Genomic DNA, 15,203 nt, shown 5'->3' with positions numbered 1-15,203 from the left:
CCCTCTACATCCATATAAATTGAGGAATAGACAAATGAGAGTTTGGATTCGTAGAAATCTATTGTTGTTGTTAATGATCAGTACCTTAGTGCTGCTGCTCTTGACCAATATGGGCAATGGGATCAGTTCATCTGCGATCGCAGACGTGAGCATGACAAGAGAAGCACAAGGTCAGATGCTCTATCAATCTCGACAACATCTACTCGATCAACAAGGGAATGATTGGTTAGTCGTCGCATCCAAGCATGTGGGCATTGCTAGCCCCCCTAAGATTGACCTGATGCTAGCTGGCTGCCCTGGCTTTGTAGATATCGATCATTCTCTGCCTCTTACCCTGGTCACGTCTCAAGGAAAAACTGTAAAAGTGAAGAATCTCCCAGAGTCTTTGTATACTGAACTCCTCCCTGGCCCCAATGTTGCCCAGTATAATCTCCAACCAGTTGTGCCTAAGTTAGACGCTGCTCTTTACCTGTTGATTCCGACAAAAGGGATGAAGTTCATTAAAGTTGAAGTCCCCACTCAAGTGGTGCAAGAGTGGCAAACGGTGGCAACTTGTGCAGATATCCTTTGTGAACCGCTCGCGGCCCCTGCCTTGAGCCACTAGTGGGATTGGTTAAGGGCCTCAAAGCCTGACACGATATCCAGCAACTCTTCCGTGATTTTTGTTTGGCGTTGCTGTTGAAAAGCAGCTTGTAGCTCCATCAAATGTTCAGCAATATTGGTTTGCGCTAACTGCATTGAGGTCAAGCGACTGGCATTTTCACTGGCTAGGGACTCAGCGCAGGCTTGGTATAGGGCAACAAAAAAATGCTGCCGAAATATGGCTGAGAACAATCTCTCTCGACTCAGAAAGACCATTGGACGACAGCGAGTCGACCAGGAGGAGGAGCGATCACGGTCAGATTCAAGGGGAAAGAGCTGTTGTCGGTGGGGGGTACTGGTATGACCACGGATGGGTTGATTATGGAACACCCAAATTTGGTCTACCTGACATTGGTTACGCCATTGTTCAAGCTGGACAACGATCGTTTGGGCCTTAGATGTGATGCCGTCAACTGAGGCTGGAACCGAAAGATATCGCTCAATGGCGTAACCTTGATCAATGATGCTATCGCAAATTCGGGCTCCCATCCCTAACAGAAGGGGTTGCCCACCCTGAGAAGAGTGCTGCTCTAGGTGCTGAATCACCATCTCTGACAACTGCTCATTGAAGCGACCACACATCCCCTGATCCGAACCGAAAATCACTATTCCCAAACGAGGGTGCGCACGGGGTCTCAGGTGAGTTAACGTATCCGGATAATTTATTCGGAGAATTTGTATCGCCATCGCCAAGGTCTGGCGGTAGTGCTGAAGGGCATTGGCAGCCTGTTCATACTGACGGATATTGGCGGCGGCTAGAGCTTTCATCGTTTTAGCAACGGTCTGCAACTCCTGAGTGCTGGCAATTTTTCGCTTAAGGGTTTCTAGGGTTTGCATGATGTTAATGGCCGGGTATGAATGTTGACTGGTTATTGCAGACATCATCAATGGATGGGCTTCAGGGCATAGAGCAGGCCTTTAGATTTAGTCATTACAACTCATTGTCTGAGTCCTTTAATATGTGGTTGGCGATCCAGTTCAGCAACGTCTCCCGATCCGTTTCACTTAACTGCCCTGCATTCTGGATGCGATCGCAAATATTCGGTAGCTCCCGTCGTATCGCTTCTCCTATAAGCTGTTGGGCTTGGGACACTTGCTCAATGGGCACGAGATCAAACTGTCCCTGAGTCACCGCTAGCATTACAGCAATTTGCTCTGCAACGGGTAAAGGCTGAAATTGAGGTTGTTGCAGCACTTCACGCACCCGACGACCTCGCTCTAAAGATTGCCGAGTGGATTCTTCTAAACGGGTTCCAAACCGAGCAAAAGATTCCAATTCTTCAAACTGCGTGTAGGACAGTCGTAAATCGCCCGCAACATCTCGGTAAGCAGGAAGCTGGGCTTTGCCTCCGACTCGGGAAACCGATTTGCCCACATCAACGGCAGGGAATATTCCCTTTTGAAACAAATCAGGGGTGAGATAGATTTGTCCATCTGTAATTGAGACTAAGTTCGTGGGGATATAGGCCGATAGATTTTGGGCTTCCGTCTCGACAATGGGCAACGCCGTTAGAGAGCCTCCCCCTAACTCAGGCCGCAGGCACGTCGCCCGCTCCAGCAGCCGAGCATGAATATAAAAAATATCTCCTGGAAAGGCTTCTCGTCCCGGCGGGCGGCGCAATAGAAGCGATAGCTCACGATAGGCTCGGGCATGTTGAATCAGATCGTCATAAACAATCAACACATCTTGCCCTTGTTCCATAAAGTACTCTGCCATCGTGGTCGCAGCATAGGGGGTGATATATTGCAGGCCGGGTGAGGCTTCCCCCTCCGCTACCACGACAATGCAGTAGTCCATCGCCCCACGATTGCGAAGCTCAGCAATTAGCTTGGCCACGGCAGAACTGCGCTGACCAATGGCGCAATACACACAAATCACATCCTGATCTTTTTGGTTGAGGATAGTATCGACGGCAATCGCAGTTTTTCCCGTTTGCCGATCACCAACAATCAGTTCCCGCTGTCCCCGACCAATAGGAATAAGAGCATCAATGGCCTTAATGCCTGTCTGAAGGGGCACGGTTACAGGAGCCCGGTCCATGATGGCAGGAGCCTCCCGTTCAACGGGGCGTCGTTCTTGCGCAGTCACTAATCCTCGTTGATCCAACGGACGACCGGTTGCATCCACGACTCGACCCAGTAAACCCTCTCCTACGGGGACATCCAAAACCCGGCCTGTGCGCTGGACCTCACACCCTGCCTTCAGGGAATGTCCATCATCCAACAAAATCAAACCCACCTCATCTGGATCTAAGTTGAAGGCTAGCCCCATCCGATCGCCGGGAAATTTGACTAACTCCTCCGATTGCACCTGCAACAGGCCAGTCGCTCGGGCAATACCATGACCTAAAGAAGTCACAATGCCAATTTCCTGACTCTGCAACTCGAATGGATACTCACCTTCCACCTGATCAAAGGCCGCAAAGATGTGTTGGAGTACGGGTTTCAAAATATCGAGTTTGGGAGCCTCCATGGTCTACCCCTGCTCAACCCATGATTTTTCCATGCCATCCCATACCTGATTTAACTTCACCTCTAACTGCTCAAGATATTGCTCGATCGTCCAAGCCAGCTTATATCCAGGAATCTTGAGTTCAATCCCACAAATCAAGTCTGGAATGGTTACAAACTGGTAAACACTCGATTCCATCGCAGGAGCATACTGATGGAGGACCGCAAGAATTTGGGCTTTGCGATCCTCCGGCATTGGAAATGTACTGGAGATAACGAGTTCCTCTCCCCTTGCATTGGATAAGGATGTTTCCAGAACCCCCTGCTCTGAAAAAGGTAAATGGCTAAGGCGAGTAATAAAAGTCTCCAGGATTTGTTGCTCTAAATTGGCACTTGCTAAGTCTTGAAGAATACATCGAAGGGTTGCAGCTAGCTGCTGTCCTGCTCGCTGCTGTAGGGCACTTAGAAACACGTGCTGCTCACGCTTGACGGCCTCTCTCCATTGAGCTTGGGTACTATCCACTTCGTCCCGAATTTGCTGCAACAACTGATGTCGATGTTCGTCTGCTGCGTCTTGCGCTTGGGTCAAAAACGAGGCTTGGCGATGTTCTAAAGATTGCTGCATCTGACGCCACCGTTCAGCTTCTTGCTGAGCGACTTCTTGCTGATGAGCAGCATCCTGTAACTGTTGAGCAATCAGCCGTTCTCGCTTTTTCATCACTTGAGTGATCGGGGTGTAGAGAAACCGCCTGAGTAAGGCCACTAGAATCAGGAAATTGATGATTTGGGCCACCACAGTAAGTGGATCAATCAACATGGTTATCCTCCATTGGTGCTGGCCTGCTCCACCACATAGGTCCAAAATGGATTGGCAAAAATCAGAATCAATGTAATCACAAAACAGTAAATGGCCGTTGATTCGACCAATGCCATCCCCACAAACAGCACTCTGGTGATGGTATTGGCTTCATCAGGTTGTTGCGCCAGGGCGCTTAGTGCCTGGGATAAGGCACGACCTTCCCCTAGGGCTGGACCGATGGAGCCAATGGCAATGGTGAGTCCAGAGATCACAATCGAAGCCATGCCCACAAGGGCAATATTATCCATGGGAGACCTCACTGTCTGTTTGATAGTTGTGCTGATCCACTTGACTCGCCGCTGCAATGAAAACCATGGCTAAAATGGCGAAAATATAGGCTTGAATCACGCCCGTTAAGAGCCCCAAGACCTGCATCATGACTGGGAAAAACAAGGGAGCTACCGACAGTAGGATGCCGACGATCATCGTTCCACTCATGACATTGCCAAACAGGCGGACAGCTAGGGCCACAATTCTGGAGAAATCCCCAATGATATTGAATGGCAGCATGATGGGGTTAGGCTGCAAGTACTGCTGTAAGTAACCCCGCACACCCTTCTTCTGAACGCCATAGAGGGGGACTGCGAAAAAGACACAAAGTGCCAGAGCCGTTGTGGTGGATAAGGACCCCGTCGGTGGTTGGTAACCGGGGATAACACTCAACAGATTTGATAGGGCAATAAAGATAAATAAGGTGCCGATAAACGGTAAGTACGGGTCTGCGGGTTGGTCAATGATTTCTTGAATCTGATCTCTAATGCCCAACACAATGACCTCTAACAGGTTTTGTCCCCGGGAGATCTGAGTCGAGGCAGAGAGGTGTCGGGTCACGAACCATGAGCCAACCACCAACACCCCCATGACAAGCCAAGTGAAGATCAGCGTCGCATTGAGAGAGAACAACCCCCATTGCCAAAAAATAGTTTGATCGGGTGTTAGATGCATTACATTTGGGCTCCATACCAAGAAACTTTAAAAGTGATAACAACGATAAATTCTGATGCTGTGTTGAAAGAGCTATGTTTAAGTCTTTTGGCCAAACTTCTTTGCGATACAGAGTATTGAGAAAATTCTTTGATTTAGAGCTTATAAGTCATAATTCACAACGTCTTTTCTGCCCTTCTTGATCTTTTTAGGCAGAGGAATAATGCTGGAAATTAAGAGATTTCGAGCCCCCAGAAATCCCAGAAATGTCAGCAGTAGAGGGGCCAGCAGATGATCGCTCATACCGTTCTGAAGGATAAGGTGAAACACCCCTAAAACCGTGCCCAGACGGAGTAGAAAACTACTCCACATCAACAGGATGGGTTGAGTGGTGCGGTTAAATCGGAGAATCGTGATCCATAGTCCACCGAAGTAAAGGAGTCCTAAGCTACTCCCCAAAATTAAGGAGGTGAATAGGGCAGGGGAATGACTATTCATGCTTCCACCTCCTGGAGTTGGGGCCATTGCTTAAGTAACGGATATAACAGCATCGGCGCGATAATACAGGTTGCGATCGCAACCAAGGTCATACCCGCAAATATCTGGACAGAGACGGCCCAAGTGCCCAAGTCACGTCCTCGTTGCAGGATCACCATCGTAATTTCGGCTCGAGGAATCATACTGATTCCGAGTAGTGTTGCGCTCGAAAGGTCACCTTGAGTCAGGAGTAGTAATCCTCCGACTCCCATCAGTTTGCCAATCAGGGCAGCACTGAGCAGGACTAGGCTGATACCAACTGTGGTTGCTAGGCCTGTAAATTGAATTTGTAGACCAATATTGATAAAGAAAAACGGCACAAAAAATTCGTAGAGTGTGCCAAAAGATGCATCGATTCTAACCGCGTGAGGATCTCGGCTAAATGCCAGTCCGGCAAAGAAGGCCCCAACCGCAACTGAGAAACCTAAAAGCCCTGCTATAGCAGCAATAACAAAGCCTGTTCCGGCAACCATCAGCATCGGATCGGGGGCCGGTTCTATGCGCTCAAAAAATTGAGTTAAGGGCTGCTCAATATAGCGAAAAAAGATCAAGCAGAAGGTGCTAAAAATTATCACCTTTAAGCAAAAAGGCCCAATAATGGTTTCTAAAAGCGGCAGAAACTTGATTTCAGTTCCATGCTGCCAGGAAGGCGCAAGGGAGAACAATAAAGACATCAGGATAATAGCCGCAATATCATCCATTTCTGCAATATCTAGTAACAACTCTCCATTTATGGAATTAAGGGCCTGGGAATCTTGCCAAACGCTAATTGAAATCCCAACACTGGTTGCGACCAAGGCAATGCCAATAAATAGGCTGGCAACCAGAGATAAATTCAAAAGGAAATAGGCCGTGATAAAACCTAGTGAACCACTACAGATCACATCACCGACGAGGAGCAAGCAAGCTCGAGGTAACTGACGCAATAATCCAGTGAGATTGCATTCTAATCCCACACGGAACAGTAGAGAAATAATCCCTAATTCAGCTAAAAAACTATAGACCTCCAACACCACTTCGGAAGCTAGAAAGCCTCGAAAATCCAGAAGTTGTAAAACAAAACCTAGCAATAAATATCCAACTAAAGGAGGGATGCCTAGCCGTTCGGCCCCTGCTTTAAAAAGGATGGCAAGAACAATTGTTGTCCCTACGAGTAAAACTAAATAAAGGAGGATCGTTTCACTCATGGTGACTTTCCTTTTTGATCCAATACCAGGCGTTAAGACACCCTAAGCCCACCCCCACCACCAGCATGGTTAAGGTCCACGAATAGCGGCTGGGGACATGGTTGTCGAGCCAACTCCCGATGGCAATCCCCAATAGTGTTGGAATAGCCACTGACCACCCCACTAACCCGAACAGACCGAGACCAAACCAAACGCTCTTTTTTTCGTGTCGAGCCTTTAGTTTGCGGTTGACTTTATCCTTAACTTGCTTTTGAAAACCATGCTTGTCCACTTGGTTGATGCCCTTCGCTAGTCGTGCATTTTCCATCCGCAACTCCGCCTTTACAATCTACTGAAGTAACGCGCCAAGCTTGCTTCTAGCTGAGCGAGGGCAGATCGCGTGAGGCGTTCCTTCTCATCAATTTGACGGAATTGCTGATCAACTTGTTGTTTTAGACTGCCTAAATCGGTTCCCTGGATAGCATTGCGAGTCGAAATCCTCACCTCTGGGCCACACTTCACTAGAATGCCTTCATCCACAGCCACAAAACATTCATTCCCCTGCTCCGTAATTAAGGAGACAATTCCAGGGACTAGGATTGCTAAGCAGTCGATGTGATGGGGTAATAGACAAAATACACCCTGCTTAGACTCGGCCGTCACCTTTATCACTGGCTGCTCCATTAGGATGGCATGGGGTAAAAAAATCCTGATGTGCAGGCGTCCACTATTGGCCAATTTCCTCCACCTCCTGTGCTTCTCTCTCTTGGTGCTCTAGCTCTGCCTCATCGACAGCACCAATCATGTACAGCGCTTGTTCGGATAAGCCAGAACATTTATCATCCAAAATGGCTTCACACCCCGTTAAAGTCTGATCCAGGCTGACCATTTTCCCTGGAATGCCAGAAAATTGCTCCGTTGTGAAAAATGGCTGGGTTAGAAATCTCTCTAACCGTCTCGCCCGATAAACAGTTTGGCGTTCGTTTTGGGCCAGTTCCTCCAAGCCCAGCATGGCAATAATGTCTTTGAGGTCTTCATATTCTGCCAAGGTCTTACGCACCGCTTGTGCAACTTGATAATGGCGTTGACCGACAACACTTGGCGTCAACATTTTGGACCCTGACTGTAGCGGATCGACTGCTGGATACAATCCCTCACTCGTTCGCTTGCGAGAGAGAACGATAGATGCCGATAGATGAGAAAACGTATGGACGGCAGCGGGATCTGTTAGGTCATCAGCAGGAATATATACAGCCTGTACAGAGGTAATAGCCCCATGAGCCGTGCTGCAGATTCGTTCTTCTAATTCTGCTAGTTCAGTCGCGAGGGTGGGTTGGTAACCGACTCGAGAGGGTAACTGTCCCATCAATCCAGACACTTCTGAACCTGCTTGGATGAACCGGAAGACATTATCAATCATCAGGAGAACATCCCGATGGGCTTGGTCTCGAAAGTACTCGGCCATGGTCAGAGCTGCATGGCCAACCCGGAAGCGAGACCCTGGAGGTTCATTCATTTGGCCGAACACCATCACTGTGTTGTTGAGCACGCCAGCAGCTTTCATCTCGCGGTAAAGTTCTTCTCCTTCTCGGGAACGTTCACCAATCCCACAAAAAATACTGACCCCGTCATAGCGACTCACAATGTTATGAATCATTTCAGTAATCAAGACGGTTTTGCCCACACCTGCCCCACCAAACAACCCTGCTTTACTCCCTCGTTCCAATGGTGCCAGCAGATCAATTGCTTTTATCCCAGTAACCAAAATATCGGTCCCCGTGGTGCGTTGATGCAGCGGGACGGCCTGCCCATGAAGCGATCGCTTCATGCCCTTTAAAGGACCCAGGCCATCGATGGGGTCTCCAAAGACGTTAAACGCACGACCCAACAAATGCTCTCCGATGGGCACCTGGAGTGACTGTCCCGTATCAATCACTCGTGCCCCCCTTGCTAATCCCTGGGTAGGTGTGAGGGCAATCCCTCTTATGAGATTGGCGCTTAAGTAAGTGAGTCCTTCTATTGCAATCTGAGCCTGGGGACCTGCTCTCAATAAATGGCGGAGGGGTGGCACTTCATCGGAGAAGTGTACATCAACCACGCTACCCCTAATCGCGACAACCTTTCCCTGACAAGGACAATAGGATGTCGCTACAGATATCGCTGGAGACTGAAGCATAATCTGCTAACTGCAATGTGTCCCATAGAAGATGTAGATACCGTTGATTCGAGTTTTAGTGCTGAATCTTGAGGAAAGTGTGAGGGCATCCGGAAGGAATCAACGCTCCATGACACCGCATGCCATCACCTTCTGACTGTCTGGTGCTAGCCCGCATTTAAGGTCAGTGGGTAGTTGTCGTTTGGGCTTCAACTTGGGCAATGGCCAGCCGAGTTTTAAGCACCGTATCTGGGTTAAGGCTAATAGAATCAATCCCTTCCTCCACCAAGAACTGGGCAAACTCAGGATAGTCACTGGGAGCCTGCCCACAGATGCCAATTTTGCGGCCTTTTGCCTTGGCAACGGAGATCACCTGGCGTACCAGATTCTTCACAGCGGCATTACGTTCATCAAAGATATGGGCGACGAGGGCAGAGTCTCGGTCTAGTCCTAGGGTCAGTTGGGTTAAGTCATTGGAGCCGATGGAGAAGCCATCAAACACCTCTGCAAATTCCTCTGCCAGCACCACATTGCTGGGTACTTCGCACATCACATACACCTGAAGACCGTTTTCACCCCGTTGCAGACCATGCTGGGCCATTTCCTTCAAGACCTGCTGGCCTTCTTCAGGAGTACGGCAGAAGGGAATCATGGGAATCACGTTCCGCAGTCCCATCTCATCACGAACACGCTTCAGAGCCTGACATTCTAAGGAATAGGCTTGACGGTAATTCGGGTCGTAATAGCGAGAAGCCCCCCGCCAACCAATCATTGGGTTTTCTTCCATGGGTTCAAACTGTCGTCCGCCGATTAAGTTGGCATATTCATTACTCTTAAAGTCGGACATGCGAACAATCACTGGATTGGGATAAAAAGCGGCTGCAATCATTCCCACCCCTTGGGCCAGTTTATCCACAAAGTAGTCAGGTTTATGATCATAGTGGGACGTCAATTGGGCGATGATCAGTTTGGCATCGACGTCAGTCAACTCGTCATACCTCAAAAGTGCTAAGGGATGGATCTTGATCTGGTTCGCAATAATAAACTCCAACCGAGCTAATCCAACCCCATCACAGGGAATCGCAGCCAATCCAAAGGCTTCATCAGGATTGCCCACATTCATCAAGATTTGCGTCCGGGTCGGAGGGAGTTCATCCAAAGCTGTTTCCTCAACGACAAAGGGAAGGAGCCCCGGATAAACTTGTCCCGCTTCACCTTCAGCACAGGAGATCGTGACGTCCTGTCCTGTTTGGAGAACCTCTGTAGCCGTACCGCAACCGACAATAGCCGGAATACCCATTTCACGGGCAATAATGGCTGCATGGCAGGTCCTGCCCCCCTGGTTTGTAACAATGGCACTGGCCTTTTTCATAATTGGCTCCCAGTCGGGATCGGTGCGGTTGGTCACCAAGACCTCTCCAGCCTGAAATTCGGAAATGCCTTGGACAGAAGCAATCACTCGGGCTGTACCTTGGCCAATGCGATCGCCTACGGCTCGACCTTCAATCAGGGCAGCGGGTCGAGTATCCACTGTCATCCGATAAGATGATAGGCGATTAGCAACCTTTTGAGACTGCACCGTTTCTGGACGAGCCTGAACAATAAATAACTCCCCTGTTTGGCCATCTTTGGCCCATTCAATATCCATGGGGGTATCCATACCCCGAACCTGGGAATAGTGATCTTCAATAATGCAAACCCAACGTGCCAAGGTGAGAATTTCCGCATCATTAGCCGAGAATTCAGCACGGTCAGATTGAGGGACAGCAATATTTTTGGTGAGTTTACTTCCCCCCAGGTCATAGACCATTTTGATTTCTTTACTGCCCAATCGCTTGCTCAGAATGGGGCTTAAGCCTTCCTGGAGGGTAGGTTTGAAAACCAAAAATTCATCAGGGTTGACGGCACCTTGGACCACATTCTCACCTAGACCATAGGCAGAGGTGACTAATGCAGCATTCTTAAATCCAGTTTCGGTATCGATGGAGAACATTACCCCTGAAGACGCTAGATCCGAGCGCACCATCTTTTGCACTCCCACAGATAGGGCCACCTGGAAATGATCAAAGCCTTTGAGGGTGCGATAGGAAATCGCCCGGTCTGTGAAGATGGAAGCAAAGCATTTATGGCAGGATTCTAAAACCTGCTTAACGCCATGAACATTCAGGTAGGTTTCCTGTTGTCCAGCAAAGCTCGCATCGGGTAGGTCTTCGGCTGTAGCACTAGAGCGGACAGCGACATCAACGTTGTAATGGTAGGCTTGCAGGCGTTCTTGGGTTTTGGAGTCTCGACTCTCAGCGACATTGCCCACGCCATATTGTTCACATAATTGGCAATAGGAGGTGGAAATCGCTAGCTCCAGATCTTTGGGAAAGGGGGTGTGGAGAATCAGAGCGCGCGCCTGTCGTCCTCGCTGACGTAAATTATCGACATCTTCGATATCTAAATCGGTAAAAATCTGCCGGAGTTGAGCTTCAATCCCTGCTTGCTGAATAAAATATCGATAGGCATAGGCGGTAGTGGCAAAGCCATTGGGGACGTTCACGCCTAGAGGAACCAGGTGCTGAATCATTTCACCTAGGGAGGCATTTTTGCCGCCAACTAGGGGAATATCGGCAATGCCCACCTCATCGAAACCTAATATCAATGCTTGCTTACGGCTGGTTTCCGAGAAAAGGCGGGGTTCTGTGTGAATCATGAATTTAAGCTCCAGGAATCTCGAATTTGGTTTGAGATAAATGCGTGAATTAAAGGCGCTCTATCACTTACATCAGAATTTTTAAGGCGCTAACTATAGTTAGCGCTTCAATTGTGAGGATTTTCTGAGCATCCAAGTACCAGAAACAGGGCATTGTCCTACTCGTATATTTACGTTGACGAGACTCAATCACTTAGCAAATTCGAGGGAGTTGCTCCCCACTTAAGAAATCAACGATTCTCTCCACACCAAGTCGGTTGGTTAGGGTAACCCGAGGGGATGTGGTGGTTGTGACTTGACCAATCACCTGTGCCGGATGCTGATGTCTCATTTGAGGATGGGTATCGCTCTGCCCAGATAAGGGGAAGGACAGTGGGGCATTCAGTCTGGCAAGGGCTAAGTCTACAGATTGTGGTGGAACAAAGGCGATGAAACGGCCTTCATTCGCTACATACAAGGGATCAAATCCTAGAATTTCACAGGCACCCTGGACGTCCTCTCGGATAGGAATACAGGTTTCATCCAGTGAGATCGCAACCCCAGTTGCCAAAGCGATCTCATTTAAGGCACTCGCTAATCCTCCCCGTGTTAAATCCCGCATACAGTGCAGCTCGACACCATGGGCGAACAGATCTAACACCACATGATTCAGAGGAGCTGAATCGCTCTTGATTTCACTCTCAAATTCCAACCCTTCCCGTTCCGCCAAAACAGCCATACCATGACGGCCTAGGTCACCATTAAGGATGACCAGATCACCTGGCTGGATCGATTGAGGATGGATGGTCTGGTGATGTTCAATTATCCCCACACCTGCCGTATTAATGAACACACCATCCCCTTTTCCTCGTTCCACCACTTTTGTATCACCCGTGACGATCTGAACATCAGCTTGGTGGGCGGCCTGTTGCATGGATTGCACAACTTGCCAAAGGGTAGTCATAGAGAGTCCCTCTTCCAGAATAAAGCTGGTGCTGAGGTAAAGGGGACGAGCCCCTGCCATCGCCAGATCATTCACAGTGCCGTAGACAGCTAGCGAACCAATATCCCCTCCTGGGAAAAATAGGGGATGGACCACATAGGAGTCGGTCGTCAACGCGAGTCGTCCCGGTGGGACACCAAGGACCGCAGCATCATGGTGGTGACGATCTTCCGATTGGAATAGACGCCCGAACATCTGCTCAATCAGCTGATGCATCAGCTTACCCCCTCCACCATGAGCTAACAAAACCTGGGGATATTGCTCGATGGGGATAGGGCAAGAGATAGAATCGATGGGCATGGGCGATGTCCAATAATTGCAGGAACAGTTTAGGCGGGCATCATCGCATCACTTTGTCCCAGCCAAAAGAGGAGAGCTAGTGCCTTTTCGATTTGGGTCTTGAGTTTATCCTGGCCAAACACGTTGAGTCTCAACTCCTCTTCAATCAGTATTTGAGAGAGTTGGCAGATGGATGCCTGCCACAGGAGAAGGGCCAAGGCATCTCTGAGTCCTGCGACCGAATGATCGGTGGGGGAAAGTTTCAAACCCCATCGAAGTAAAAATTGTACCGTAGGGCTTTTCTCACGAACGCCAGCCGATAAAGCCGGTGCATCAGGGATGCCAGTCGGACTCAGTATCGCCTGTAAGTTCCATGGAACGGTAGGAGTCTCAGATGGGTGCTGGGGAATCGATTGCACCAGGGTACCCTGCCAAGGATCCGTCACTGGCTGGAATGGTTCTGGGTGTTGGTTGAGCTTAATATTCATCATCACACTGTTACCTCCCTCATGGTCCCTACCGCAGACTTTTGGGATAAGCGCCTGACTGTAGGATAAACTGCTGTTGAAAGGCTTCAATCTCTTCTCGACTCGGTGGGCCATGGGTAACGACGGCAATCCGAAAGCGCTGCATCACAGCTGCTGGCGATTGCCCATCCACAAGACTTTTCAACGCGGCCATCATCGCTGGGGAAGGCATACAAGCATATCCAAACTCATCCATGACGGCCCGAACGTTCGTTGCTGTTTTGGGGGCGAGCCATTCTTTGAACTTAATCCGCATCAACCATCCACCAGACAAATAAATAACGGTTACCAGGTCTAACGACAATCCTCTGCATTGCTGTAGATACTCGATCACCCGGATCGTAAGACTGGCGTTATCAAAGAAGTAGAGATATTCCATGACTTCATTGATTTCTAGACAATGCAGCTCTTCAGGGTTGAACCCAACGCTGAAGCTCTCTATTTCAAAGGTATGAAATTCCCTTGAGGAATTCGTGAGGGCAACGCTAGCTTCTACTGTGAATGCGTTGGTTCGCCTTGATCTGCTCCGTGGGATGAAGAATGACTTTTTCACCGACTTCTAGTCCTTTCTTCACCGCTGCTTCTCGCTGACTGCGTTGGCTGATGATCACTTGACGTCGCTGGGCCTTTCCCTGCTCTGCCACAAAGGCACACCATTTCTGATTCTCACATCTGAATAATGCACTCACGGGTACCTTGAGTGCATCCTTGTCCTCCCAGACAACAATACGCGCTTCGACCCGATAGCCATCTCCCAAGGATCGAGGAGGGGGAATAAAGTCAGCAATAATGTTGACGCGCTGTTCTTCTACTCCCAAAGCGGACACTTCTGTAAAGGCTGAGGGCTCAACATAGCGCACTTGGGCTTGGAGGGTGTGAGGGCCACCCCAATGGTCAACTTGAATAAAAGCACCAGGTTTGACCTTAACGGCATCCGTTGAGAGGACGTCAATTACCAGTTCCAATTGTCTGGCATCTCCCAACTCTAGGAGAGGTTCACCAGCTGGTATAAAGCGCGCACTTTCTTGCAGTACTCGAAAGACTTTGCCTCCAACGGGGGCTCGAACAACGGTTCGACGTGCTTCATCCGCAAGATTAACCAAGGTGGATTCTGTACTGGAAATTTGGGCTCGATAGACCTCTAATAAATAGTCGGGATCTTGCTGTTCGGCCTTGAGGACAGAAAACGCTTTTTGGGCGGCAGCGACAGTTGAGATCGCACCTTGGACCTGTTTTTGAGCCACTTCCAATTCTTGCTGTCGTTGGGTTGCCGCTAACTCAGCATCCTCACGGACCTTTCGAGTCTGGGCTCCTGCCACTTCCAAATCCTGGGCACGTTTGCGATCTCGAGTGGCCTGAGCCAAGGCCGCTTTAGCATCCGCTAGCCGAGCCTCTGCCTGTTGTTTAGCGGCGATCGCCACTCGAATCTGAGCTTGGGCTTGAGCCAAGGCTGCGGATTTAGGACGCTGGGTTTCCACTCCTGCCAGTTGGGCGCGCAGTTCTTGCAACCGAGCTTGGGCTTCTTTGACCTTGGTTGTCAGAGGAAGGGGATCTATCCGAGCCACGACGGCTCCTGATTGAACCGGATCGCCTGGATCCAAGTCAATGCGGGCCAGACGTCCTGCCACTGGGGCTGCAATCGTAAAGCGATTTCGCACCCTCGTTTTACCCTCAGCATCAACGGTGACTTGGAGCGGACCGCGTTGAACTTGGCCTAAGTCCACTGCAATTGGCGTGGGTCGAAAAGCAAGGGCCACGAGGGTCGCAACGCCCAATCCTAACAGCCAATAGGGAAGACGACGGGGGAGGCGCTTCCAGGGAGGTAGGCGCGTTTTGGGGTTTGGGGTTTGGGGTTTAAGTTGAGTTGAAGGGGGAGAATACCCTTCGCCTGGCGGGTAAGGGGAGGAGGGCACCGTGGGCTTCTGTTGCGGCCTGCGCAACCACGGGATTAAGGGGCGATGTTGTTTGTGTTGCATCGGAACT

General features: G+C 49.6%; 16 protein-coding genes. 1 reads left to right on the top strand and 15 read right to left on the bottom strand.

Annotation, left to right across the window (positions count from 1 at the left end; all coding sequences use genetic code 11):
* Positions 1-34: 34 nt before the first annotated feature.
* Positions 35-604, top strand: coding sequence for a DUF3122 domain-containing protein (locus tag AM1_RS34105; RefSeq protein ID WP_010476586.1), 570 nt, complete (start codon positions 35-37; stop codon positions 602-604).
* Here the strand turns inward: AM1_RS34105 and AM1_RS34100 are convergent.
* From AM1_RS34100 to AM1_RS34030, 15 genes are all read right to left on the bottom strand, one after another.
* Entirely contained in the window at positions 601-1,479 is an 879-nt protein-coding gene (locus AM1_RS34100) for a F0F1 ATP synthase subunit gamma (RefSeq protein ID WP_012167715.1), read from the bottom strand. The two genes, AM1_RS34105 and AM1_RS34100, sit on opposite strands and share 4 nt — an antisense overlap.
* Before the next feature lie 94 nt (positions 1,480-1,573).
* Complete coding sequence (locus tag AM1_RS34095; protein ID WP_012167716.1) at positions 1,574-3,115, bottom strand: alternate F1F0 ATPase, F1 subunit alpha; 1,542 nt, start codon at positions 3,113-3,115, stop codon at positions 1,574-1,576.
* A 3-nt stretch (positions 3,116-3,118) separates the two neighbouring features.
* Positions 3,119-3,910: a F0F1 ATP synthase subunit B gene (locus AM1_RS34090; protein WP_012167717.1), complete on the bottom strand. Its 792-nt coding sequence runs from the start codon at positions 3,908-3,910 to the stop codon at positions 3,119-3,121.
* Positions 3,911-3,912: 2 nt separating this feature from the next.
* Positions 3,913-4,200: a F0F1 ATP synthase subunit C gene (locus AM1_RS34085; protein WP_010476590.1), complete on the bottom strand. Its 288-nt coding sequence runs from the start codon at positions 4,198-4,200 to the stop codon at positions 3,913-3,915.
* Positions 4,193-4,897, bottom strand: coding sequence for a F0F1 ATP synthase subunit A (locus AM1_RS34080; protein WP_012167718.1), 705 nt, complete (start codon positions 4,895-4,897; stop codon positions 4,193-4,195). Before AM1_RS34080 ends, AM1_RS34085 begins: the two co-directional genes overlap by 8 nt.
* 141 nt (positions 4,898-5,038) lie before the next feature.
* On the bottom strand, positions 5,039-5,374 hold the full coding sequence (locus AM1_RS34075; RefSeq protein WP_012167719.1) for an ATP synthase subunit I: 336 nt from the start codon (positions 5,372-5,374) through the stop codon (positions 5,039-5,041).
* Complete coding sequence (locus AM1_RS34070) at positions 5,371-6,600, bottom strand: cation:proton antiporter (protein ID WP_012167720.1); 1,230 nt, start codon at positions 6,598-6,600, stop codon at positions 5,371-5,373. The genes AM1_RS34075 and AM1_RS34070 overlap by 4 nt, the downstream gene beginning before the upstream one ends.
* Positions 6,593-6,907, bottom strand: coding sequence for an AtpZ/AtpI family protein (locus tag AM1_RS34065; protein ID WP_010476596.1), 315 nt, complete (start codon positions 6,905-6,907; stop codon positions 6,593-6,595). The genes AM1_RS34070 and AM1_RS34065 overlap by 8 nt, the downstream gene beginning before the upstream one ends.
* Before the next feature lie 14 nt (positions 6,908-6,921).
* Complete coding sequence (locus AM1_RS34060) at positions 6,922-7,317, bottom strand: F0F1 ATP synthase subunit epsilon (RefSeq protein WP_010476598.1); 396 nt, start codon at positions 7,315-7,317, stop codon at positions 6,922-6,924.
* Entirely contained in the window at positions 7,307-8,755 is a 1,449-nt protein-coding gene (gene atpD, locus AM1_RS34055; RefSeq protein ID WP_049783896.1) for a F0F1 ATP synthase subunit beta, read from the bottom strand. Before atpD ends, AM1_RS34060 begins: the two co-directional genes overlap by 11 nt.
* A 163-nt stretch (positions 8,756-8,918) precedes the next feature.
* Positions 8,919-11,432 carry a phosphoenolpyruvate synthase gene (gene ppsA, locus AM1_RS34050; protein WP_012167722.1) on the bottom strand — a complete coding sequence of 838 codons (2,514 nt, stop codon included), beginning with the start codon at positions 11,430-11,432 and terminating at the stop codon, positions 8,919-8,921.
* A 193-nt stretch (positions 11,433-11,625) separates the two neighbouring features.
* Positions 11,626-12,714 carry a hydrogenase expression/formation protein HypE gene (gene hypE / locus AM1_RS34045; protein ID WP_012167724.1) on the bottom strand — a complete coding sequence of 363 codons (1,089 nt, stop codon included), beginning with the start codon at positions 12,712-12,714 and terminating at the stop codon, positions 11,626-11,628.
* Between the two features lie 29 nt (positions 12,715-12,743).
* Positions 12,744-13,184, bottom strand: a complete 441-nt coding sequence (locus AM1_RS34040) for a hypothetical protein (RefSeq protein ID WP_012167725.1) — start codon at positions 13,182-13,184, stop codon at positions 12,744-12,746.
* Positions 13,185-13,209: 25 nt separating this feature from the next.
* Positions 13,210-13,599, bottom strand: coding sequence for a hypothetical protein (locus AM1_RS34035; RefSeq protein WP_010478926.1), 390 nt, complete (start codon positions 13,597-13,599; stop codon positions 13,210-13,212).
* Positions 13,600-13,705: 106 nt separating this feature from the next.
* Positions 13,706-15,196 carry an efflux RND transporter periplasmic adaptor subunit gene (locus AM1_RS34030; RefSeq protein ID WP_041661392.1) on the bottom strand — a complete coding sequence of 497 codons (1,491 nt, stop codon included), beginning with the start codon at positions 15,194-15,196 and terminating at the stop codon, positions 13,706-13,708.
* Positions 15,197-15,203 lie beyond the last annotated feature (7 nt).

Source organism: Acaryochloris marina MBIC11017 (assembly GCF_000018105.1).
GTDB lineage: Bacteria > Cyanobacteriota > Cyanobacteriia > Thermosynechococcales > Thermosynechococcaceae > Acaryochloris > Acaryochloris marina.
This window is presented reverse-complemented; position numbering and strand designations above follow the sequence as displayed.

Excerpts from the sequence above, each read along its gene's own strand:
- atpD (WP_049783896.1), bottom strand. The coding sequence starts at position 8,755 with ATGCTTCAGTCTCCAGCGATATCTGTAGCGACATCCTATTGTCCTTGT.
- AM1_RS34095 (WP_012167716.1), bottom strand. The coding sequence starts at position 3,115 with ATGGAGGCTCCCAAACTCGATATTTTGAAACCCGTACTCCAACACATC.
- AM1_RS34100 (WP_012167715.1), bottom strand. The coding sequence starts at position 1,479 with ATGCAAACCCTAGAAACCCTTAAGCGAAAAATTGCCAGCACTCAGGAG.
- AM1_RS34030 (WP_041661392.1), bottom strand. The coding sequence starts at position 15,196 with ATGCAACACAAACAACATCGCCCCTTAATCCCGTGGTTGCGCAGGCCG.
- ppsA (WP_012167722.1), bottom strand. The coding sequence starts at position 11,432 with ATGATTCACACAGAACCCCGCCTTTTCTCGGAAACCAGCCGTAAGCAA.
- AM1_RS34040 (WP_012167725.1), bottom strand. The coding sequence starts at position 13,184 with ATGATGAATATTAAGCTCAACCAACACCCAGAACCATTCCAGCCAGTG.
- AM1_RS34080 (WP_012167718.1), bottom strand. The coding sequence starts at position 4,897 with ATGCATCTAACACCCGATCAAACTATTTTTTGGCAATGGGGGTTGTTC.
- hypE (WP_012167724.1), bottom strand. The coding sequence starts at position 12,714 with ATGCCCATCGATTCTATCTCTTGCCCTATCCCCATCGAGCAATATCCC.
- AM1_RS34035 (WP_010478926.1), bottom strand. The coding sequence starts at position 13,599 with ATGGAATATCTCTACTTCTTTGATAACGCCAGTCTTACGATCCGGGTG.
- AM1_RS34075 (WP_012167719.1), bottom strand. The coding sequence starts at position 5,374 with ATGAATAGTCATTCCCCTGCCCTATTCACCTCCTTAATTTTGGGGAGT.
- AM1_RS34065 (WP_010476596.1), bottom strand. The coding sequence starts at position 6,907 with ATGGAAAATGCACGACTAGCGAAGGGCATCAACCAAGTGGACAAGCAT.
- AM1_RS34090 (WP_012167717.1), bottom strand. The coding sequence starts at position 3,910 with ATGTTGATTGATCCACTTACTGTGGTGGCCCAAATCATCAATTTCCTG.
- AM1_RS34105 (WP_010476586.1), top strand. The coding sequence starts at position 35 with ATGAGAGTTTGGATTCGTAGAAATCTATTGTTGTTGTTAATGATCAGT.
- AM1_RS34070 (WP_012167720.1), bottom strand. The coding sequence starts at position 6,600 with ATGAGTGAAACGATCCTCCTTTATTTAGTTTTACTCGTAGGGACAACA.
- AM1_RS34085 (WP_010476590.1), bottom strand. The coding sequence starts at position 4,200 with ATGGATAATATTGCCCTTGTGGGCATGGCTTCGATTGTGATCTCTGGA.